Origin of the sequence: Virgibacillus senegalensis, assembly GCF_000821245.2 — a bacterium.
GTDB lineage: Bacteria > Bacillota > Bacilli > Bacillales > Amphibacillaceae > Sediminibacillus > Sediminibacillus senegalensis.
The window spans coordinates 273105-295784 of record NZ_LN611424.1; the positions used below are offsets into that span (position 1 = coordinate 273105).

Here is a 22680-nt window from a genome sequence, read left to right on the forward strand (position 1 = left end):
ATGGGAGAGTTGAAAGAGATCATTTCGCAGAACGTTAGACGGTTTGGCATGGTGATAGCATTAATTGGTATTGTTTTATTGTTTCAAATATTGACAGGCGGTATCTTATTAACGCCTTTGAATATAACGAATATCGTTATGCAAAATAGTTATATCATTGTCCTGGCCATTGGAATGACATTGATCATCATTACCGGAGAAATTGATTTATCGGTTGGATCCGTGGCAGCATTTATCGGTGCCATTTCCGCCTATTTTATGATCAATCTTGATATGTCTGTAGCTGTTGCTGTCATTCTTTCACTTATTGTGGGGGCTGTTATCGGGGCATGGCAAGGTTTTTGGGTCGCATTTGTCAATGTGCCAGCTTTTATTGTGACATTGGCAGGGATGCTGATTTTTAGAGGGTTAACCTTAATTGTTCTCGGTGGAAGGACGTTATCCCCTTTTCCAGAAGGTTTCAGTACCATAAGTTCTGATTTTCTTCCTGATTTATTTGGTGGGGGAGATTTGCATTTACTAACCTTACTATTGGGCGGATTGGCCGTTATCATTTATCTAATCAACGAGATGAAATTAAGAAAAGACTATATTAAATACAATTATAATATTGTTAGTTTTCCTATGTTCCTCGTCAAAGTGATAGCTATTTCTATTATTATTCTAGCATTCACCTATATTCTCGCCTTGTACGCAGGTGTTCCTAATGTAATGCTGATTCTTTTATTCCTAATAATCGGTTATAGTTTTTATATGAATAATACGACTACGGGACGTCATATTTATGCGGTGGGCGGTAACAAGCATGCTGCACAGTTATCAGGCATAAAGACAAAAAAGGTAACCTTTTGGGTTTTTGTCAATATGGGTGTGTTATCAGCGTTGGCTGGATTGATATTTGCAGGTCGGTTAAACGCGGCAACTCCCCAGGCTGGTAACTTATTTGAACTGGATGCCATCGCTGCTGCGGTAATTGGCGGTGCTTCACTGGCCGGTGGAATTGGCACAGTAGTTGGAGCGGTTATTGGGGCATTGATAATGGGTGTTCTTAATAACGGGATGTCCATTCTGGGTATAGGAATTGACTGGCAGCAGGCAATTAAAGGACTCGTACTCTTAGCAGCTGTGGCGTTGGATATGATTAGTAAAAACAAGACCAGATAGGTTTATTAAAATGCCCCTTTTATTTACATAGAGACGGCATCAGGTATAAGATAATGCCATACCACCGAAGAAAAGGGGGCATTCTTTTGTTTGCGCTTGTGAAAAAACTAGCAGCCGAAATAGCCCGTGCTGATAAAATCGCAGTACTGACTGGTGCAGGGGTTTCCACGGCAAGCGGAATCCCTGATTTTCGTTCTGCAGGCGGAATCTGGCGGGAAGATCAATCACGCGAATACTACATGTCGCAGGAATACTTTTATCAAAATCCAGAAGATTTTTGGGGGAAATATAAAGAAGTCTTCCGTTTGAAGTTGTTGAAGAATTACGCCCCCAACCATGTGCACCTATTTTTACATCACTTGGAACAGGAGGGAAAGCGGGTTTCTGTAGTGACCCAAAATGTCGATGGTCTGCATGAGGCAGCTGGCAATCAGCATGTGATTGAATACCATGGCAACGTAAACACGGCGACATGCCCCACCTGTGGAACCAAGTACCCGTTGGATTATGTAATGGCCAGGCAAGTACCTCGCTGTTCGGAAACGGGATGTGGGGATATCCTGAAACCCGATATAGTCTTGTTCGGTGACCCGATCACCAAGCATGATGCAGCAGAGGTGGAAGTGGAACAGGCTGATCTATTGCTGGTAATGGGAACTTCCTTGCTTGTATCTCCGTTTAATCTTCTGCCGATTTACGCTTGGGACAACCAAAAACCATCCGGGTTGATTAATCGGGAACCGACCCCGATGGACGATCAGTTTGATGTGGTCATACATGCTGATTTAAGCGAGACAGTCAAAGAGCTGAAAAGCCTGATAAAATAGGGAGCTGCAAACGAAGGCAGCTCCCTGTCATTTATCCCTCTATCATTTTTCCGATGTATCTGCGGCTTCGCGGTCCATCGAATTCACAAAAATATACCCCTTGCCAGGTTCCTAATTCAAGCTTGCCATCGGAAATAATCAACGTCTGGGCATGCCCGACGGTGCTTGTTTTCAAATGGGAGGCAGTATTGCCTTCTGCGTGTCTGTCCTGCGGGTGCTCCCATGGAAAAACTTCATCAAGGCGCATCAAAAAATCTTTTTTGACATCGGGATCAGCATTTTCATTCACCGTAATTCCGGCTGTGGTATGAAGAGAAGAAACAATCAGGATTCCTTCTTTGATATTTTCTTCCCGGATCCATGCTTCCAATTCACTCGTAATATCGATCATCTGCGAATGGTTACTTGTTTTTACATGAAAGGTCTTTTTCATGACCAGTCTCCTTTCTTTTTTGGAGAAATAATCTCCCATTACTAACTTTGGACGACTTCTTTCCATCCTTACCGGAGTGGTCATCCATTGCTGCGGAAATACTCTGCGCTTTCCGCGGGCGGTTGGTGAGCTTCCTCGAGCTAAAGCTCTGCGGGATCTCACCGAGGCCTTTCCACCCGCAGGACAAGGAAGGCTACGGCAGCGACACATCGCAAGAAGGAAATCGGTTTGTATTTTCGAGGAGTCTTCGGATATTTCCTCCGCAATAAATTAGTAAAGCCGGATTACCCGCTTTTCTTTGCTGCTTTTTACTGCTGTTTCAATGATTTGAATGGTGCGCAGGCCATCTTCCGCTGGAACAGGATTGTCAGCCCCGTTCCGGATACACTCGTAAATTCCCTCATAATAAGCAGGATAGTTGCCTGGGATCGTTCTAATCGGCTTTTCCAATTCCTGTCCAGCTTCGTTCACATACAGCTTCCCATAGTTTTCCGGTTCATCGGCTCCCCAGTCATCCTGATTTGGCAATTGACCCGCACTCAAGGCCGCCTCTTGTCCATCGATCCCATACTTAATGAAACTGCCTTTACTGCCATGTACCATGAATTTCGGCCCTTGCTGCTTGACGATCAATCCGCAATGGAGAATTACCCGCATGCGCTGATAGCCAAGGATCAGATGAAAATAGTCATCCACTAGCGAGGCTTCCCGCTGGTTCCAAAGATCACAAAATACTTCCTGTGGTTCCCCGAATAAATGGAGCGCCTGATCGATTAAATGAGAACCTAAATCGTAAAGCATGCCGGCGCCTTTTTGCCGGTGCTCCCGCCATTGTTGATTCGGCTGTGGGTTGAACCGGTCAAAGTGAGCTACATACGTATTGATGGTTCCCAGGTTTTCGTTCTTGATTAATTCTTTGACAGTCAAAAAGTCATTGTCCCAGCGTCTGTTCTGGTAAACACTGAGCATCCGCTCGTTTTGGTTTGCCAATTCGATGAGGTCTTCTGCTTCTTTGCTGGTCAGGACCATCGGTTTTTCCAGAACTACATGTTTGCCAGCTGTTAAACTTCGCTTGGCCATATCAAAATGGAATCGGTTCGGAGTCGTGATGACGACTAATTCTATCGTTTGATCGTTGAGTATCTCTTCCAGTTCATCGACGACTTCTACGGCCCCAAGATCCTTGGCTACCTCGTCGATACGGCTAGTGTGAACCTTGGTAATAGAGAATTGCTCGGAAACCTTAAGCAGCGGAGCGTGAAATACAGCCCCGGACAATCCATAGCCGACAAGGCCGACATTGATTTTTTCCATAACCATTCCTCCTCGGTATTGCCATCTTTTCTCTCATTGTAACATGCAGTCTCTCTAAAGCTTATTAGGAGGACTTGAATATGGTAGACTGGAAATGGAAGATTCAGAATAGTGGGAGGAGATAAGCGATGAGTAGAAAGGAAATCCAAACAGAAGCAGCACCACAGGCTATTGGTCCCTATTCTCAAGCCATCGAGGCAGGAGGATTTGTGTTTGTTTCCGGACAGATTCCAATCGACCCGTCTACAGGTGAAGTGGTTGAAGGGATCAAGCAGCAAACCAATCAGGTAATGAAAAATCTTCAGGCCGTACTGGCGGAAGCAGGTTTAACGTTTGCTGATGTTGCCAAGTTTACGATTTATATTACTTCCATGGATGACTTTGCGACTGTAAATGAAGAATATGCTAACTATTTGAGCAAGCCTTACCCGGCGAGAGCCACGGTGGAAGTTAGCAGACTTCCGAAAGGTGTACAAATTGAAATGGACGTATTGGCAGTACGGGAGTAAAAGGGTGGGGACCGTTTTTGGTTGTCCCCCTTTTTATTTTCAAGCAAGGATAAAGATTCGCTTAATCTCGGCGCAACGGTTTAGAAGAAACACTTGGAAAATACGCCTCAGGACCTATTCTCTTTCCAGATAATGCTGGTAAAGTAAGCAGTGAGTCTGCTTGCGTGACTTCTCAAAAATATCTTCCCATATTGTGAGGAAACCAGCATAATAATAATAATGGGACAACCATTATTACTCGTTTTGAAAAGGAGACGGTAACACGATGAAAAGATGGTTAAAATTATCATTCATTTTGATGTTAGTTATAGGATTTGCCAGTACAACTTCACCGGTATTCGCCAGTGACGGAAATGGGGAAGACAGTGGAGAAGTGATCAATGAAAAATTAGGAGTGCCACGAGTCGTGTATGGCGAAACGCTGACCGAAGCCCAAAAGGATCAGGTCCGCGAGCTTCTTGATGTGGGGGATCCCCAAGCGGTGGATGAATACACCGTAACAGCAGAGGATCTGGTTAATTATATTGATGGCGATCCCAATTCCCGTATGTATTCTTCGGCAAAAATCACTCGTACAGAAGAAGGTAGCGGATTAGTGATCAACGTCGTCAATTCGGAAAATATTACACAAGTTACCAATGAAATGTACGCCAATGCTTTATTGACTGCCGGAGTGGAAAACGCAGTAGTTGATGTCGCTTCCCCGGTAAAAGTTACTGGGCACTCTGCACTCACCGGTATTTACAAAGCGTTTAACGTGGAAGGCGAGTCATTGGATAAAGACCGGATGGAAGTAGCCAATGAAGAATTGGAAGTTGCGACTGATCTTGCAGAAGAGGAAGGGATGGATCAGGAAAAAGTAAGTGATCTGCTCACCCAAATCAAACAGCAAATCGCAGAACAGAACCCTGCCACCAAAGAAGAGGTCGAGCAGATCGTCCAGGAGCAGCTGGATAAAATGAACATTGAGTTGAGCGAAGAGGACAGGCAAATGCTCACCAATCTGTTCGAAAAAATGCGAAACATCAACATTGATTTTGACAATGTGCGCAGCCAGTTAGATGACATCGCAAGCGACATTCGCTCCAAACTGGGTGAAGTGGCCGATAATGAAGGATTCTGGCAGGGAGTAGCCGATTTCTTTAATCGGTTGATCGAAGGAATCAAAGGATTGTTCAAATAAAAACGAAGAAGAAGCCGCTATGTTAGACGATAGCGGCTTCTTCCTATTATGATAGGTAAAAAGATATCATCATGATTACAGGAGCGTAGATCAATATGAATTCTTCCCATTTATCCCTTTCCAAAACGGGACTTGAAACCTTGCAATGGTTTATTTTTTTGTTGGCCAGCTCGGTTGCTTTGCCGATTGTGATCGGCTCTATATATGAAATGAATTTTACGGAAGTCGCCGGTTTGATGCAGCGTACTTTTTTTATTGTCGGGGTCGCCTCCCTGCTGCAAGGCTTGCTTGGTCACCGGCTGCCAATCATGGAAGGGCCGGCAGGGTTATGGATCAGCATTTTTTCCGTGATGGCTGTGACTGGTTCCCAGCAGGGTATGAGCAATGGAGAGACACTGCAATCGGTAGAGACGGCCATGCTGCTTACCGGGGGATTTCTTTTCTTGTTTGGCGTGTTCCACCTGGCTGAAAAGCTGCTTCCCCTGTTTACGCCGCTTGTAACCGGATCGTTCTTGTTCCTGTTGACTATTCAGCTTAGCGGAACTTTTCTGGAAGGGATGCTTGGAATTCAACAGGAAATCGAAGCCATTCATGGTACGGAAGCAATTCTTGCATTCCTCACTTTTTTTATTGTGCTAGGTTTATCGATTTTCGGTAGAGGATGGCTCGGAAACTACGCCGTTTTGATCGGTATTGTGCTTGGTTGGTTATCTTATCGTCTATTTGTCGGCAATGATTCGGCCCAGACAGCAGATGTCGCTGGGTTTGCTTTGCCCGAATGGTTTGCCTGGGGTACACCTAACATGGATTGGAGCGTCATTCCAATTGCCTTCATCACAGCTGTTATTTTGTTATCCAACGTGGTTGCTTCCGTAGTAGCAACAAGCCAATCCGTTTATGGAAAAGCCGCCTACTCAAGCAAACAAATCAATAGGGGAAGCGCAGTACTTGGAGTAAACCATGGGCTGGTCGGAATGTTTTCCGCTATTGCCAATGTGCCACTGGCTACATCGGCTGGATTTATTAAAATGACCGGACAAACAAGGAAACAACCATTTTTGTATGCATCCGGTTTATTGATCCTCGTCGCGTTCTTCCCGCCGTTGGTTGCCTGGATTTCCGGGATCCCTGCCCCGATTGCCAATGCTGCTATCCTGGCTACATTCGTCCAGCTGATGGGCCTGGGACTTAGCAATATTGTCAGTGAGCCTTTGGATTCCAGGAGGCTGACCATTATTGGAGTATCGTACCTGTTTGGAATTGGGTGTATGTTTTTACCAATGGAGGTCTTCGCCGAACTGCCATTGCTGATTCAAAACCTCGCGAGTAACGGCCTGCTGGTCGGCACCATTTTGGTCATCATTCTGGAACAGTGCTGGAGAGAAAGCCGTGAAGAGACATCCGGCGTAAAATAACAAAGTTGGGAGACAATGATAGTAATCGTTTCTTGGCAAAATTGGGGGTGTAAGGAATGGAGAAATTAAAAGATGTCATTGGGATAGGAATCGGTCCTTATAATCTGGGATTGGCGGCATTGCTTGAAAAAGTACCGGAATTGGAAGCCGCTTTTTTTGATGAATCACTGGAGTTTGCATGGCATCCAGGTATGTTGATCGAAGAAATGGATTTACAAGTGCCATTTTTGGCAGATTTAGTCACGTTCGCAGACCCGACAAGCCATTTCGGTTACTTGAATTTCCTGCATGAGCACAACCGAATGTATCAATTTTATTTCTATAAAAAGTTCGAAGTTCCCCGTAATGAATATAACGACTACTTGAGGTGGGCAATACAAAAGCTCGATAACCTGCATTTTCGATCACGGGTAGTCGATGTTCTGGATCATCAGGACACAGAAAATGCCCATTATGAGGTGGTCGTGGAAGATGTCAACAGCGGAGCCCGCACCAGTCACTATGCACGGCATGTCGTGATGGGGACCGGAAGCAAACCTTCCGTACCAAATGCGCTGCAAGGGATGCCTTCCGATGATATCGTCCATACGAGCCGTTATTTGGATGAAAAGGAAAACCTGCTGGAAGCGGAGTGTATTACCGTAGTTGGGTCTGGACAAAGCGCGGCGGAAGTATTTCTTGACCTGTTAAAGGAACAAGAAAGGATCGGCTGTCATTTAGCCCTATTTACTCGATCTCCCGGGTTGTTCCAATTGGAGCAGGCCAAATTGGGACAGGAATTCTTTTCTCCTGATTATGTGGACTATTTCCATGCCCTGGATTTTGAAGACCGAAAAAATACGTTAGGCATGCTTGATAAACTTCGGAAAGGTATCGACCCGGATACCTTGAAAGATATTTACAATAAACTTTACCAGAAGTCCCATGGCGGGCGGAAAATCCCGATTACCATCCAGCCGTTGACGGAGATAAAGGATATTACCAAAAAGGATGGCGTATATCAGTTGACCTGTCATCAATGGCAGCAGGACAGGACGTTCACCTTCAAAACCGATAAAGTAGTGCTCGCCACTGGTTACAAGCCAGCCATTCCTGATTGGTTTTACGACCGGTTTGCCGACCTTATTAAATGGGAAGACGACAAGCGTTTCAAGGTGACGAGGGATTACCAGCTTGCCTTTAAGCAGGATAGACCGCACCAATTCTTTACTTTGACCAATTTGGAACATTCTCATGGAGCCGGGGCGACCAACCTTGGGTTGGCCGTTCAGCGTAATGTGCATATTATCAACCGCCTTGCCGGCCGGGAGGTCTATCCGAACCAGCGAAATACAATATTTCAACAATTCACCATGGACGAGGTTGATTCATAGTCTGACCGAGGACTGGTCTGCCATCTAAATAAGAGCTGTCCCATAAGTTTTACAGTTTTATGGGACAGCTCTTCATGCATTCCATGAGGTCAATGGGAATGGGATTCCCGTTTTGACAAAGCCGGATGGCGATACATGGTGCCGAGCAAAACGAGCCCGCTCAACACAAGCAAACTGCTAGTGACAAAAAATACCGATGCAAATCCGAAGAAACCGGACAGCATGCCTCCAAGTGCTGGCCCGATCATATTGCCGAAGAAGCGGATGCTTGTATTGTAACCAAGTACTTCCCCTTGCATGGCAATAGGTGCTTCCTGTCTGATATAAGCAATTCGTACTGGGATGATGCCGCCAATTGCCACTCCAAGAAAGAAACGCAGTACAACAAGCTGCCATATGTTCGTTACAAAGGCACCCGGGAAGTAAACAATGCCGGCCATGAATAGTAAAATGACGAGAATTTTTATATAACCGAAGCGATCTCCGATTTTCCCCCAATTCCTTGCCATCAATAAGTTGCCGAGACCTGCTGCTGAAAAAGCAATCCCGGAGAAAAGGGCAATATTTGCAGGCCCGTGCAATTCTGCTACATATAACGATAAGATAGGCTGAATGCTGAAATGGGCTATTTGAACAAACATCGAGACTAGCATGACAATCAATAAAACCGGATGCCTGGTGATATGCAGAACGACTTCCTTGCTTGTGTAGGACGTCTTTTTGCCTGCCTCCTCTTCAATCCGCTGTTCTTTAATGCCAAATAAAACGAGCAGTGCAGAAATGAGCAAGGCGACCGATATACTTTTGAAGGTAGTGGCAAATCCGAGGGCATCCGCAACGGCGCCGCCGATCAATGGTCCCATCAGACTGCCAGTGATGCTGCCGGTTTGTAAGGTACCAAGTACCTTGCCGGCTATGTGCTTCGGTGTTTGGGTAGAAATCAGCGCTTGCGACATGGAAATGAATCCAGTAAATATCCCCATAAATAAACGCAATAGGAATAGCTGCCAGACGGATGTGACAAAGCCCATTGCGAAGACAGATACACACAGACCGGCTGCCGAAATAACCAGGATCGGCTTTCGTCCGTACTTGTCGCCGATTTTCCCCCATATTGGTGAAAAGGCAAAAGCGGCAACAAACGTAATGCCAAAGGTCCATCCCGACCAGTTTTGCACAAATGTATCAGAAAAATTGCCAAGCGTTTCAATGTATAAGGAAATAAAAGGTAGGATCATCGTCATACTGCCTCCGATAAAAAAGTTGGCAAACCACATGATGCTCAGGTTACGTTTTGCAATTTTTTCCTGTGTCGTGATAATGGGTCACTTCTTTCGAAATATTTCGTAACACTAAATATATTAGCCGATTATGGCATAAATAAAAAGGATAATGCATGAAATGGACGCATTCACCATGTCTGATGCCGAATAACGTATAATAGTAGTAATACCAAACTTTATCGTTAAACGAAGGGGAAAAATATGAAGGAGATCTTTACATACGCAGCTAAATATAAAGTAGCAGCATTTTTTGCTTTGTTTTTAATGGCAGTCGAGCTTGTCGTAGAGCTGATACAGCCGTTGATCATGGCGGCGATCATCGATCAAGGCATTGTGGAGCAGGATATGGGGAGGGTTGTCCTTTGGGGAGCGGTTTTGCTCGGCATGTCCCTGCTTGCCTTTGCAGCGGGTATTCTTAATTCTTTTTTTGCGTCAAAAGTCAGCCAGGGAACGGCTTATGATTTGCGAAAGGATGTATACGGGCGGATTCAAAGGTTTTCCGTTATGCAAATACAACGATTTGCCACTTCCTCCTTGATTACAAGATTGACCAACGATGTAACGCAAATTCAGTCATTGATTTTTATGGCGATGAGAATCATGCTGCGCGCTCCTTTGTTTATCATCGGTGGTGTCGTGATGGCTTACACGGTCAACGTCCAGCTTGCGCTTGTTTTGACTGCTTTTGTACCTGTTTTACTGCTCGTCATGCTTTTGCTGATGACGAAAGGGGTCAAGTTGTTTGGAATCGTCCAGACCAAAATGGACCGCTTGAATGGAATCATCCAGGAAAATCTGCTCGCCATTCGGCTGGTGAAGGCTTTTTTTCGTGGCTCTTTCGAAACAAACCGGTTCCGCAAAGTAAATCGTTCTTTGATGGAGACCAACAAACGGGCACTCCAGCTAATGGAGGCGGTCATGCCATTAGTGATGCTTGGAATGAATGCTGGCATTATTGCCATTCTGTGGATTGGTTCGGTTCAAATGAACGCAGGCGGTGCACAGCCGGGTGAAATTGTCGCTGTATTAAATTATGCAACGAGAATTCTCGGCTCGTTCGGCGTTTTTTCTTTCCTATTGATGAATATTTCCCGTGGTAAAGCTTCTGCAGCCAGGATTAAGGAAGTGCTTTTGGAACAGCCGGAGGAACAATCAAAAGGAAGGGACGTAGAACCAAAACTTTCAGGAGACGTTACTTTTGACAATGTTTCTTTTTATTATCCCGAAGCGAAGCGCGCGACCTTACAGCATGTATCTTTCACTGCTGAATCTGGAGAGATGGTTGGAATCATCGGAGAAACAGGATCAGGAAAATCGACCTTGGTTCAGTTGATTCCGCGCCTGTTTGCTGTTTCACAAGGAACGGTTTCGGTCGATGGAAAGCAAATTGACTCCTATGATCGTCAGCAGCTTCGCCAGCAAATTGGAATGGTCCCGCAACAGGCTCATTTGTTTTCCGGGACGATTAGGGAAAATCTTTTATGGGGAAACGATCAAGCGAACAATGAAGAAATCATCCAGTCAGCAGAAGATGCTTGTATCCATGAATACATTACCAGCCTGCCGCAAGGGTATGATACGATGATCGGCCAGCGGGGCATCAACCTTTCAGGCGGGCAAAAACAGCGCCTGTCACTGGCTAGAGCGCTGATCCGCAATCCTAAAATCCTGATTCTGGACGATAGTACCAGCGCTTTGGACGCGAACACAGAAGCGAAGGTCTTGCAGGCACTTCGCCGACGGTCCTGTACTGTTTTTATCATTGCCTCGAAAATTAGTTCTTTAAAGGGTGCAGACAAGATTTTACTACTGAAACAGGGGAAACTGGAGGCAGTCGGCCCCCACCGTCAGCTGATGAAGCAAAGCCCTTATTACCGTGCTATCTATCGTTCCCAGTCAGAAACGGAGGTGTTCGAGCATGCAAGGACCGATTCGTAATCCGTCGGGACAACAGTCTGCCAGGATACCTTCCAGACATCATCATGGAGCTCCAAGGCAAAAACCGAAAATTAATAACATGAAGCAAACCCTCAAACGGCTATGGAATTATTTGTTTGCCAAAAAAACATTGTTTTTCCTTGTCCTTATCATGGTGGTGGTTAGTTCTGCTCTTTCCCTTCTTGGCCCGTATCTGTTAGGGGTTACGGTTGACCGTATGATTGTCGATTTTCGAACCAGTGAGCTCGCGCTTATGCTTCTCTTCCTTGGCGGCATTTTTATTGCCGAGTCTGGATCTGTATGGCTTCAAAACTATTGGATGATCACCATTGCCCAGGAGACGGTAAAAACCATGCGAAACGACTTATTTCATCATATCCAGAAGCTGCCTCTGTCATTTTTTCAAAAGCGGCAAAGTGGTGAACTGATGAGCCGTCTGACCAATGATATGGAAAATGTGAGCAGGACCTTGAATTCTTCGGTGATCCAGCTGGCGACGAGCGTGCTTACACTGGCCGGAACCGTAGCGATCATGCTTTGGTTAAGTCCGTTGTTGACCCTGCTCACCCTTACGATCGTACCGCTGATGTTTTGGGGAATGAAATGGATTACAAGCAGGACCGGACGTTATTTTAAAGCACAGCAACAAGATTTAGGGGAAATAAACGGTTTTGTGGAAGAAACGTTGTCCGGCCATCAAATCGTTAAAGCTTTTTCACAGGAGGAGCGGGTGATAGCGGTCTTCCATGAAAAAAACGAACGACTTCGGAACTCCGGGTATTGGGCGCAGACTTACTCGGGTTTCATTCCAAAATTGATGAATTCGCTTAACAACCTTAGTTTTACGATTATTGTAGGGCTCGGTGCAGTGCTGGCTATAAACGAGATGATTTCAATCGGAATTATCGTCACCTTTGTTACGTATGCCAGGCAATTTACCCGGCCGTTGAATGACCTAGCCAACCAGTACAACGTCGTCCTGTCCGCTGTGGCAGGTGCCGAGCGGGTATTCGAAATCATGGATGAAGAACCGGAACGAGATAATCCTGCAGCAAAGGATATGGTCCGATTTCACGGATTGGTGGAGTTCCAAGCAGTTGATTTTGCCTATCAACAGGAAGAACGGACACTATCAGACATTAACTTTCGGGTAGAACCCGGACAGACGATAGCGTTGGTTGGCCCGACTGGAGCCGGTAAAACGACGTTGGTTTCATTGCTTGCCCAGTTTTACCAACCGGGCAATGGAAATATTTTACTGGATGGACAGGACGCTTCTAAGATAACGAAAGCGAGTCTGCGTAGTAACATGGGCATTGTCCTTCAGGATTCATTCTTATTCGAGACGACCGTCCGAGAAAATATCCGTTATGGCAGGCTAAATGCAACGGATGAAGAGGTCGTGCAGGCTGCCAAAGCTGCTAATGCCGATGACTTTATCCGAAAGCTTCCGAAGGGCTATGATACTGTATTGCATGCAGATGGTTCGGGGATCAGCCATGGTCAGCGCCAGCTGCTTTCCATTGCCAGAGTGATGGTTGCTGATCCGTCTATGTTGATCCTCGATGAAGCGACCAGCAGTATCGATACGATTACCGAGATGAAAATAAATGAGGCATTCCGAGAGCTTATCAAGGAAAAGACAAGTTTTATCATTGCTCATCGTCTCAATACGGTACAGAACGCCGATATGATTTTTGTGATTCAGTCGGGCAGCATTACAGAGCGTGGAACACATGAGGAGCTGCTTAAGCAGAACGGCTATTACGCGTCACTCGTTCAAACGGGTAGTATAAAGGAAAACTAAAAACGCCTTTGTGTGCAAGAAATTGGCAAAATACATAATTGCGGATGTACCATATTAAAATAACTACTAGTGTACTAATAACGAACCGCCATGCAAAAGCTGGCTCGTGACGTGTTTAACGCCGGAACGGCTTATGCTCTGTTGAGGAGGATATACGATGATACGATTAAGTGTATTGGATCAATCCCCGATTCCCCGGGGAGGCTCTGCTAAGGAAGCATTGCAAAAAACCGTGAAGCTTGCACAACTGACGGAACAGCTCGGTTACCACCGCTTTTGGGTATCGGAACATCATTTGGAAACGCTGGCCCATTCCAGCCCCGAAGTGTTTCTTCCCCATATTGCTGCGCATACCTCTACGATCCGGTTAGGATCCGGAGGAGTGATGCTCCCGCATTACAGTGCCTACAAAGTGGCGGAGAACTTCCGGTTGCTCGAAGCGCTTTATCCCGGCAGAATCGACTTAGGTGTAGGCCGGGCCCCAGGAGGAATCCCGATGGCCACGGCAGCTTTGCAGCAAAGCAAAGGAACAGGGGAAAGCTATCCTCAACAAATAGAAGATCTTGTTCATTATTTATCCGGTTCTTCCAATGAGACCCACCGCTTTCGAGGGTTGAAGGCCATGCCGGATATTGAGACAGCTCCACAGCTTTGGCTGCTCGGCTCAAGCGGAGGAAGTGCTGGTCTGGCATCAGGCCAGGGGATATCATATGCGTTCGCCCAATTTATCAGCGGACAGCATGGAGGTTCGGTAGTGAAAAGCTATCAGCGCCGGTTCCGTCCATCAGTGTTACAAAGCGAGCCACAAGCGCTGGCTGCGTTTTTCTTTGTTTGTTCCGAAACCGACGAAAAAGCCGAATGGCAGGCGAAAAGCATGGATGTGCAAATGCTGAAGATGGCCAGAGGAGAGGCGAGTGATGGTATCCTTCCTCCGGAAAAAGCGGCGGAGTATGAATTTGCCCCTTATGAACTGCAGCTGGTCCAGGAGAACAGGAAACGAATGCTGGTAGGTTCGCCGGAAACCATTCGGAACAAACTGCTGCAACTAAGTGACGAATATGGTACAGAAGAATTCATGCTAGCATCGATGGACTACTACTTTTCCGATAAACAGAAAGGGTATGAGCTTTTAGCAGAGGCTTTTTTTGATTGATTACCAAACAGGAATGATGATAGGACAATATTTTATAAATGCCGATAGGAGTGTGGCGGCTTGGACGAAAAAGACTGGAAACTAGAAAGAGAACGATTGGACGATGTATTGGATGTCATTGACACAACAGCAGAAAAACTCCAGGAGAGAAAAGGCGGCATCAAAGACCGTGTGCTGGATCTCCGCAAAAACTTTTGGGAAGATGTCACGGTCAATTTGGATGAACCAGATGACGTCATAGAGACACAGGCGAGCCTAAAGCAGCAGGCTGAGCTGTTATCGGAGCGGGAAAGAAGCCATGGGCAGCTAAGTGAACAATTGAAGACTTTGGACAGGTTAAAAGAGTCTCCTTACTTTGGAAGAATCGATTTTAAGGAAGATGGCGAACAGGGGCCGGATAACATTTATTTGGGCATTGCCTCGCTGATGGATGAAAACGAAGACGAGTTTCTTGTCTATGATTGGCGTGCTCCCATCTCAAGCCTTTACTATGACTATCCGCCCGGACCTGCTGAATACGAAACGACCGAAGAGACGGTCAGCGGGGAAATAAAGCTGAAAAGGCAATACATTATCCGGAACAGTCAGTTGAAAGGAATGTTTGATACCGGGTTAACCATCGGCGACCACTTACTGCAATCTGTACTCGGCAACAATGCAAACACTCAGATGAAAAGCATCGTTGCGACGATTCAGAAGGAACAAAACCAGATTATCCGTAATGAAAAAAGTGACCTGCTGATTGTGCAGGGGGTTGCTGGCAGCGGAAAAACGTCTGCTGCCTTACAGCGTGTTGCATATTTGCTGTATCGCTATCGGGAAGTGCTATCCGCTGAAAATATGGTGTTATTTTCACCGAATCCGTTGTTTAACAGTTATGTATCTACTGTTTTGCCGGAGCTTGGCGAAGAAAACATGCAGCAAACGACTTTCCATGAATATTTGGAAAAGCGACTTGGCAGCCGATTTGATATTGAAACACCATTTGCCCAAATGGAATATTACTTAGCTGCCATGGAGGAACCGGCTTATGACGTTCGTGTTTCTGCGATGGCGTTTAAAGCTGGAACACAATATAAGCGGTTGATGGACCAGTTTATCGATGCATTGCAAACAGGCGGAATCGAATTCAGAAATGTTGTCTTCCGCGGCAGCACCATTGTCGACAAGCAAACCATAGCGGAATATTTTTATGGACTCGATTCGGCCATGAACCTTCCTAATAAAATGGAAGAAACAGCCAAGTGGCTGGTGAACCAAGTGGGCAAGTATGCCCAAGAACAGCTGCAGGAGGATTGGGTCCTGGAAGAGGGCCAGCTTCTGGAAAAAGAGGATTTCCTTTCGGTATATCAACAATTACAGGAGGAAGACGCTTCCTCGGATGACCCGTATTATGATTTTGTCCGCGAAGAACAGCTGCTTAGACAAAAAGTGATTGACGATAATTTCGAACCACTGCTTCAAAAGATAAAGCGACGACGCTTCTTTCATGCCGAAAAAACGTATCAAAAGCTTTTTGACGCAAACATTACAGCTGATGGAGTGACGCTGCCGCAAAATTGGCGAGAAATTTGCGATCATTCTCTTCGGTTATTGAACCAAAAGAAATTAACCTGGGAAGAGGCAGCTCCCTATTTATACTTTTATAATCGCTTGGTCGGCTTTCAAGTGAATCGTTCAATTAGACATTTGTTTATTGATGAAGCCCAGGACTATTCATCGTTTCAGTTTGCCTATTTCAAAGAGGTGTTCCCTCATAGCAGGATGACCTTGCTCGGGGATTATAACCAGGCGATCTACGCACATGCACTAACGGAAAAAACGCTGGTTTCTCCAGGCATGGAAGTGAATCACGAGCGGATAACGTTGACAAGAAGCTATCGTTCGACCAGACAGATTGTGGAATTTACCAAATCTTTGATGCCTGGCGGCGATATCATAGAGCCATTCAACCGGGAAGGGGCAAAGCCGATTGTGATGGAAGTAAACGATTTGCAGTCTTTGAAACAACAAATCCTACAGCAAATCCATGCCTATTCTGCTGAAAACCATCAAACGATAGCGGTTATTTGTAAAACGATGGAGGAAAGCAGGCAAGCGTTTCAATTGCTCCAGGAGGAAACGGAAGCAAAGCTGATGGATGAAGAAACATATACCTTCCAGAAAGGATTGCTGGTGATTCCTGCTTATCTTGCAAAAGGCATCGAGTTTGATGCAGCCATTATTTTCGACGCGTCAGCAGACCGTTATAGTCGGGAGTTGGAACGTAACTTGCTTTACACAGCCTGTACGAGAGCGATGCATGAATTGGCTGTGTTTTCGATCGGCCCTATGTCCGACTTTTTAAAAAAGGTGCCGGAGGAATTGTACGAAAGAAGTTAGGCAAGAGCAATGATTGTTCCGGTCGGCGGAGAGAATGCCGGAGCTTTTCCTTAACCTTTATTTGTTGGAGATGCAGGCTCCTCTTCCTGGGATGTCTCCTTGTCAGAACAACCCATCTTTAAGAAGCAGCCAAAACAACATTTGGAAAATCAACTAGTTGCATCATATCCAAGTTGTTTGATAAGATTACTTTAACCGAATAACGATTCTTATAAAGAGAGGCGGAGGGACAGGCCCGATGAAGCCCGGCAACCCACTGATTTTTGATCAGGAAGGTGCCAATTCCTACAGAGTTGATTTGCTCTGAGAGATAAGAAGCCAATTGACGATAAAGCCTTCTTCTTCTCAGGGAGAAGGCTTTTTTATTAGGTTTCTCCCGAGCAATTTATTCGGAAATGCCATCATACAAAAGTCTACCAGTTCACAGGCAGAGGAGAGATAACATGAAGTATGGATTTTGGCTGCCGATTTTCGGCGGATGGTTGAGAAACGTAGAAGATGAAAAGATGCCCCCTACTTTCGACTATGCGAAACAAGTGATTCAGTCAGCAGAAAAATGGGGCTATGATACGACATTGATTGCTGAATTGTATTTAAATGATATAAAAGGGATCGATGCGGATTCTTTGGAAGCATGGTCGACAGCGGCCGGGTTGGCGGCGGTGACGGAAAAAATCGAAATCATGACGGCGGTTCGTCCTGGTTTTCATAATCCGGCAGTAGCGGCCAAAATGGCAGCGAATATCGACCATATCAGTAACGGCCGATTCACTTTGAATGTAGTTTCGGCATGGTGGGAAGAAGAGGCAAGGCAATATGGCGGAGCTTTCACTGCCCACGATGAGCGTTACGATCGCACAGAGGAATTTCTGGAAGTGTTGAAAGGAATGTGGCAGGAAGAAACATTCTCTTACCAAGGAAAGTATTATGAAGTAAACAATGCCAAGCTTGCTCCGAAGCCAGTGCAAAAGCCCTTTCCGAGGCTATATGCCGGAGGTGAAAGCGACCGCGGTAAACAGGCGATTGTTGATTCTTGCGATGCCTACGTCATGCACGGTGGAACGGTCGATGAGATTGCCAGTAAAATAGCGGAAATGAAGGTTAAACGGGAAGAAGCCGGCCAGCCGGCATTCCAATCGTTTGGAATGGCAGCTTATATCATCTGTCGGGACACCGAGGAAGAAGCATTGGAAGAATGGAAACGAATTACCGATGTGAAGGATTCGGCAGGATATGCCGGCTATCAGGACTTCGTCAGCAAGTCGCAGCTGGAGCAGCAGGTCAAACGAAACGACTACTCTGTCTCCAACCGCGGTCTTCGTCCGAACCTAATCGGCACACCGGAGCAAATCGCCGAACGCATTGCCGCCTACGAAGAAGCAGGCTTGGATTTATTGTTACTCCAGTTTTCGCCACAGCTGGAAGAGATGGAGCGCTTTTCAAAACAAGTCATGCCGCTTGTGGAAGAAAAACGTCGTCAATTGCTCAAGTGAATGAATAATAGCATGGAGAGGGGACAGCAAAATGAGCAAAGTGTATGTGATTCATGAAAATAGTGAGTGGACCGAGCACCTTACCAAACGATTGGAAGAGTTGGAGGTACCTTATGAAGAATGGTTTTTAGACCAAGGCGTAGTCGATTTGACCGAAGAGCCGCCGGAAGGGGTATTTTACAGCCGTATCAGTGCCTCTTCTCATACAAGAGACCATCGATATGCCCCGGAACTGACAGAAGCCGTTCTAGCATGGCTGGAGCGTCATGGACGCACGGTGATCAACGGGAGCAGCGCACTCCATCTTGAACTAAGCAAGGTGAACCAATATATGGCTTTGAATAAAGCAGGCGTACGTACTCCGAAAACGCTGGCAGCTGTTGGCAAACAGCAGATAGTTGAAGCGGCTGAAAAACTGAATGTCAGTTCCTTCATTACAAAGCACAACCGGGCAGGAAAAGGACTGGGCGTTCAGTTGTTCCATACCATTGAGGGATTAAAAGACTACCTAGAAGGGCCGGAATTCGAAGAACCAGTTGACGGGATTACACTCGTTCAAGAGTATATAAAAGCTCCGGAGCCTTATATCACCCGTTGTGAATTTATCGATGGGAAATTTGTATATGCTGTCCAGGTAGATACATCGGAAGGGTTTGAATTATGCCCGGCGGATGCCTGCACGATTGACGATTTGTTTTGCCCCGTAGGCGAGCAACCGGAAGAACAATCAAAGTTTCGCATTCTGGAGAACTTCGATCAGCCTATCATAGAAAAGTATGAACAGTTCCTGGCTGATAATGGAATCCAAATCGCCGGAATTGAGTTCATTTACGACCAAAATGGCGAAATCTTCACTTATGATGTCAATACCAATACAAACTATAATTCGGATGCTGAAGCAAAAGCGGACAAGTACGGTATGTTAGAAATGGCAAGGTTTTTGAAGCGGGAGCTGGAAACGTTAAAAAATACTGTTTCTATATAAGAAAGCGGAACGAATCAAAGGCACGCCCTCTTAAGGGTGTGTCTTTTTCATTTCTGTCTGTAGATTCGCGTAACAGATATGGTGAATTCTTCCCCGCCTTTTGGCTGAAACAGCGAACAAGCTGCTAAAAATTTCCCTATCTATGCTTAGGATAATCCTGCGTTTTTCCGGGCAATACTTATTGGTAAGGAAGCATCAGAGGGATTAGTCTTATCGGTGGAAAAGGACCGCCACCCAGGGTTTTTCATTCTCTTTCCGGAGTGGGCTGGGTACTCTCCATTTCATTTACCTATTTATTATATTTGACGTTTGTTTCAAAGAAACCATATAATATTTAATATCTTTTGCAAATTGAGAAAGGACGTGGACCGTTTTCCTTTAGAGTAAAAATCGAATGAATAAAGACACTTTAGACACAGTAAAAAATTCAGAGAGCAAGCCGATGGTTTTCGGACTTGAAAATTATTCGATTTTTAAAGGTATGATACATCCAATTCTATTGAAGAATAATTTCCCATCCAATGGTCTGCAATGATGACAGATAGAGAGAGGGAACGTTGTTGTAGGCACTTGCTCCTTAACATTCAGGAGGAAAAAAGTGCGACAAGAAAAGAAAACAACTTTGAATAATAATAAGACGGATAACTCCGTTTTTATAGTAAGTGGAGGACTACTGCTTTTATTTGTCCTTTTGTCATTGATGGATTTAGACATGGTTGGAGGCTGGATTACGACTTCCTTCAACTTCTCTGCTAAATATTTTGGTTCTTACTGGCAGTTGCTGCTGCTAGCGAATTTGCTTATTGGTCTTGCTGTATCCAAGTATGGGAAGGTCCGGTTAGGAAACAAACCCAAACCGGAAAACAGTAATTTTCGTTGGATTGCCATGATTTTATGTACACTGATGGCCAGCGGAGGTGTATTTTGGGCGGCTTCCGAACCAATGTACCATTTCATCACGAATCCCCCGTTGTTTGAAGACAACTCCTCGACCATGGCTGGTGTAGATCCGGCATTAGCGCAAAGTTTCATGCATTGGGGATTTATGGCGTGGGCGATTTTAGGAACATTGGCTACCATTGTTCTCATGTACACCCATTATCATAAAGGCTATCCGCTGAAACCGAGAGCGATGCTCTACCCACTGTTTGGTGAAAAAATCTTTCAAAAAAGTGTAGTCGGCGCAATGGCCGATATTATTTCGATTATAGCTGTGGCAGCTGGTACCATGGGGCCGATTGGTTTTCTCGGAATGCAGTTGACCTATGGTTTGCATTCTTTATTCGGAGTTCCAAACACCTTAGTGACGAATATCATCGTCATAGCGGTTCTTGTTATTATAGCAGCTATATCGGTAGCAACAGGTGTGGATCGCGGTATTCAATTTTTGAGTCGGATGAACGTCAGTTTGACCGTTGTACTAGCTGTTTTCATGCTGGTTGTGGGTCCTACTATGTTTATCGTCAATAAATTTATTTCGGCGGAAGGTTTCCACCTGCAAAATATGTTGACAATGTCGACCTATCAGGGAGATCAGGCCTGGCTAGGTGGCTGGACGGTATTTTTCTGGGGCTGGTTTTTGGGATACGGCCCAATGATGGCTATCTTTATCAGCAGGATTTCCCGGGGGCGTACCATTAGAGAATTGGTCATCGCGGTTGCTATTGTAGCACCTTTGATCAGTAACTTTTGGTTCACGGTTGTCGGCGGCAGTGGAATAGATGCCGAATTAACCAATCCAGGAGTCATTTCCGATCCATTAAATGCCGGTGGAATGCCGGCAGCGGTCATGGCAATCATGGATCAGATGCCGCTTGGATTGCTATTGTCAATCGGCTTTTTGATTGTCACACTGGTATTTGTGGCAACGACGGTCGATTCCATTTCTTATACAGTCGCAGTAACATTGACTGGTAATGACCATCCACAGAAGTGGATTCGCGTATTCTGGGTAATGCTTTTCGGGGTTCTGTCTATTATTTTATTAGCAATCGATCCTGGAAGTGTTACGGCCATTCAAAATTCGATTGTGGTCACGGCGGTGCCAGTCTCCTTATTGATGCTCCCGACTCTATGGGACGCAATCAGGGTTGCACGTGTTTTAGGGAAAGAACAGCAAATCTTTCCAGCTAAAGCAAGTCAATCTATCCGGGAAGAACGGGCGGCCGAAAAAGATTTAGTCGAAGAGTAATGTGTGAATTGTTTATTTTTGAACCGCCTTTTTAAAGGCGGTTATTTTTTTATAGCAGAGCACCATTAGAGGTAGTGAAGAGGCTGGATTGAAGGTTTTCAGGCTCTATACTGAATGTGGTGGTGTCCCCTGTTGTGATGGGTGTTCCTGCAGTGTGCAAAAGAATACACTCATTCCCTCTCTCTTTGTTACCCTAAAGTTGCTGACACCAAAGGAAAAAGAGAGGGATATGAGTGCAACGTCATTTTATCATGGAATTACTGGGGATTAAAGATAAACAAGTAGATGTATGGAATATAGAGGAAGAAGGAAGCGCCTTAAGAGTAGAGCTTTACACAAGACAAAGGCAACAAAAGTGCCCGTTCTGTAAAGAGAAAACAAACGGGTACATGGGTATAGAAATCAAGCCATCCAAGGCTGCCAACCGGGCTGCGGTGGTAAAAGAATGAAAGGCCGTATAGGTTAATGCCGTTGTTTTCAAGGCACTCGTACACCGTTGATAAAACTCCACCATCTGCAGTCGCTCGTAAAAGGTGCGTCCACAGCTGGTACATAATGACCACCAACCGGTTACTCCGATTGTTTGATCAACAACAGCTAAAAACAAGAAAGGTTCTTCCTCGGGCAATAGCTATTGATGAGTTCAAAGGAGATGCAGGAGGAGAAAGGTTCCAAACCAATGTGGTGGACGTGGAGAATAGAGAGATTATTGACATCCTTCCCGATCGAAAAGTAGAGACAATCGAAAAGTACTTACGTTCCTGTGATACCAGTAAAGTGGAAATCATCGTAATGGATTTATCGAAATCATTTAAGCAGGCAGTCCGCAAGGTAATATGAGATCCATTAATCATTGCCGACCGATTTCATTTCATGCGGCAGATTTATTGGGGATTGGATGAAGTTCGCCGGGAAGTTCAACGAGAGGTAGATAAGCAGACATGTATTCACATGAAGCGAAGTAAGAAGCTGTTGTGGAAGTCGCCTTCCAAACTGTCAGAAGAAGGGCGACAAAAGGTAGAAAAGCTTCTCCAGAACCATCCCCGTTTAAAAGAAGCGTATGGATTAAAGAACAGGTTGGATGAATGGTTAAAGACAAGTAATGCGAAGACAGCCGGAAAAGGGCTCTATAGAGCGAAATAGCGTAGCAGAGGAAATAAGCGAGACTCCTGCGGAAAAACGGGCGGACGAGACCCCACAGCGGGCTTTGCGAGGAGGCTCGGGTGTTCG

General features: G+C 45.5%; 16 protein-coding genes, 1 pseudogene and 1 riboswitch. Of the genes and pseudogenes, 14 read left to right on the forward strand and 3 right to left on the reverse strand.

From position 1 onward, the window contains the following. Together mmsB and BN1067_RS05615 are read left to right on the forward strand one after the other, a co-directional pair. Nucleotides 1-1164 (forward strand): multiple monosaccharide ABC transporter permease, encoded by a 1164-nt coding sequence (gene mmsB / locus BN1067_RS05610; RefSeq protein WP_053217907.1) that lies wholly within the window; start codon nt 1-3, stop codon nt 1162-1164. A gap of 86 nt (nt 1165-1250) precedes the next feature. Then, nucleotides 1251-1991 carry an NAD-dependent protein deacylase gene (locus BN1067_RS05615; RefSeq protein ID WP_234400634.1) on the forward strand — a complete coding sequence of 247 codons (741 nt, stop codon included), beginning with the start codon at nt 1251-1253 and terminating at the stop codon, nt 1989-1991. A gap of 31 nt (nt 1992-2022) precedes the next feature. Here BN1067_RS05615 and BN1067_RS05620 read toward each other — a convergent pair whose 3' ends face one another. Both BN1067_RS05620 and BN1067_RS05625 read right to left on the reverse strand, forming a co-directional pair. Beyond that, a complete protein-coding gene (locus tag BN1067_RS05620; RefSeq protein ID WP_053217909.1) occupies nt 2023-2424 on the reverse strand; it encodes a secondary thiamine-phosphate synthase enzyme YjbQ in 402 nt (133 codons plus the stop codon). Nucleotides 2425-2694: 270 nt separating this feature from the next. Continuing rightward, the gene (locus BN1067_RS05625; protein ID WP_053217910.1) at nt 2695-3738 is read right to left on the reverse strand and encodes an oxidoreductase; all 1044 of its coding nucleotides are present in this window, start codon (nt 3736-3738) and stop codon (nt 2695-2697) included. A gap of 128 nt (nt 3739-3866) precedes the next feature. Between BN1067_RS05625 and BN1067_RS05630 the strand changes: the two genes are divergently transcribed. From BN1067_RS05630 to BN1067_RS05645, 4 genes are all read left to right on the forward strand, one after another. Continuing rightward, entirely contained in the window at nt 3867-4247 is a 381-nt protein-coding gene (locus BN1067_RS05630; protein ID WP_053217911.1) for a RidA family protein, read from the forward strand. 265 nt (nt 4248-4512) lie between these two features. Next, entirely contained in the window at nt 4513-5430 is a 918-nt protein-coding gene (locus tag BN1067_RS05635) for a DUF1002 domain-containing protein (RefSeq protein ID WP_053217912.1), read from the forward strand. Between the two features lie 95 nt (nt 5431-5525). Continuing rightward, nucleotides 5526-6845: a purine/pyrimidine permease gene (locus tag BN1067_RS05640; protein WP_053217913.1), complete on the forward strand. Its 1320-nt coding sequence runs from the start codon at nt 5526-5528 to the stop codon at nt 6843-6845. 56 nt (nt 6846-6901) lie between these two features. Continuing rightward, nucleotides 6902-8218 (forward strand): lysine N(6)-hydroxylase/L-ornithine N(5)-oxygenase family protein, encoded by a 1317-nt coding sequence (locus BN1067_RS05645; RefSeq protein WP_053217914.1) that lies wholly within the window; start codon nt 6902-6904, stop codon nt 8216-8218. An 89-nt stretch (nt 8219-8307) separates the two neighbouring features. On the opposite strand, the gene BN1067_RS05650 is transcribed toward BN1067_RS05645, so the two are convergent. Next, the gene (locus BN1067_RS05650; RefSeq protein ID WP_053217915.1) at nt 8308-9495 is read right to left on the reverse strand and encodes an MFS transporter; all 1188 of its coding nucleotides are present in this window, start codon (nt 9493-9495) and stop codon (nt 8308-8310) included. Nucleotides 9496-9702: 207 nt separating this feature from the next. On the opposite strand from BN1067_RS05650, the gene BN1067_RS05655 reads away from it, so the two are divergent. From BN1067_RS05655 to BN1067_RS20690, 8 genes and pseudogenes are all read left to right on the forward strand, one after another. Continuing rightward, a complete protein-coding gene (locus tag BN1067_RS05655; protein WP_053217916.1) occupies nt 9703-11439 on the forward strand; it encodes an ABC transporter ATP-binding protein in 1737 nt (578 codons plus the stop codon). Further along, nucleotides 11420-13246 (forward strand): ABC transporter ATP-binding protein, encoded by a 1827-nt coding sequence (locus tag BN1067_RS05660; protein WP_053217917.1) that lies wholly within the window; start codon nt 11420-11422, stop codon nt 13244-13246. Before BN1067_RS05655 ends, BN1067_RS05660 begins: the two co-directional genes overlap by 20 nt. 157 nt (nt 13247-13403) lie before the next feature. Continuing rightward, nucleotides 13404-14399 (forward strand): LLM class flavin-dependent oxidoreductase, encoded by a 996-nt coding sequence (locus tag BN1067_RS05665; RefSeq protein WP_053217918.1) that lies wholly within the window; start codon nt 13404-13406, stop codon nt 14397-14399. 60 nt (nt 14400-14459) lie between these two features. After that, entirely contained in the window at nt 14460-16781 is a 2322-nt protein-coding gene (helD, locus tag BN1067_RS05670) for an RNA polymerase recycling motor HelD (RefSeq protein WP_053217919.1), read from the forward strand. 206 nt (nt 16782-16987) lie between these two features. Next, nucleotides 16988-17098, forward strand: a riboswitch (SAM riboswitch). 126 nt (nt 17099-17224) lie between these two features. Further along, nucleotides 17225-18274, forward strand: coding sequence for an LLM class flavin-dependent oxidoreductase (locus BN1067_RS05675; RefSeq protein WP_053217920.1), 1050 nt, complete (start codon nt 17225-17227; stop codon nt 18272-18274). Between the two features lie 31 nt (nt 18275-18305). After that, nucleotides 18306-19259 carry an ATP-grasp domain-containing protein gene (locus BN1067_RS05680; protein WP_053217921.1) on the forward strand — a complete coding sequence of 318 codons (954 nt, stop codon included), beginning with the start codon at nt 18306-18308 and terminating at the stop codon, nt 19257-19259. A 598-nt stretch (nt 19260-19857) separates the two neighbouring features. Then, nucleotides 19858-21450, forward strand: coding sequence for a BCCT family transporter (locus BN1067_RS05685; RefSeq protein ID WP_267893598.1), 1593 nt, complete (start codon nt 19858-19860; stop codon nt 21448-21450). Between the two features lie 233 nt (nt 21451-21683). Next, nucleotides 21684-22578 (forward strand): annotated as a pseudogene (locus tag BN1067_RS20690) (transposase); the annotation flags it as partial. Nucleotides 22579-22680: the final 102 nt, after the last annotated feature.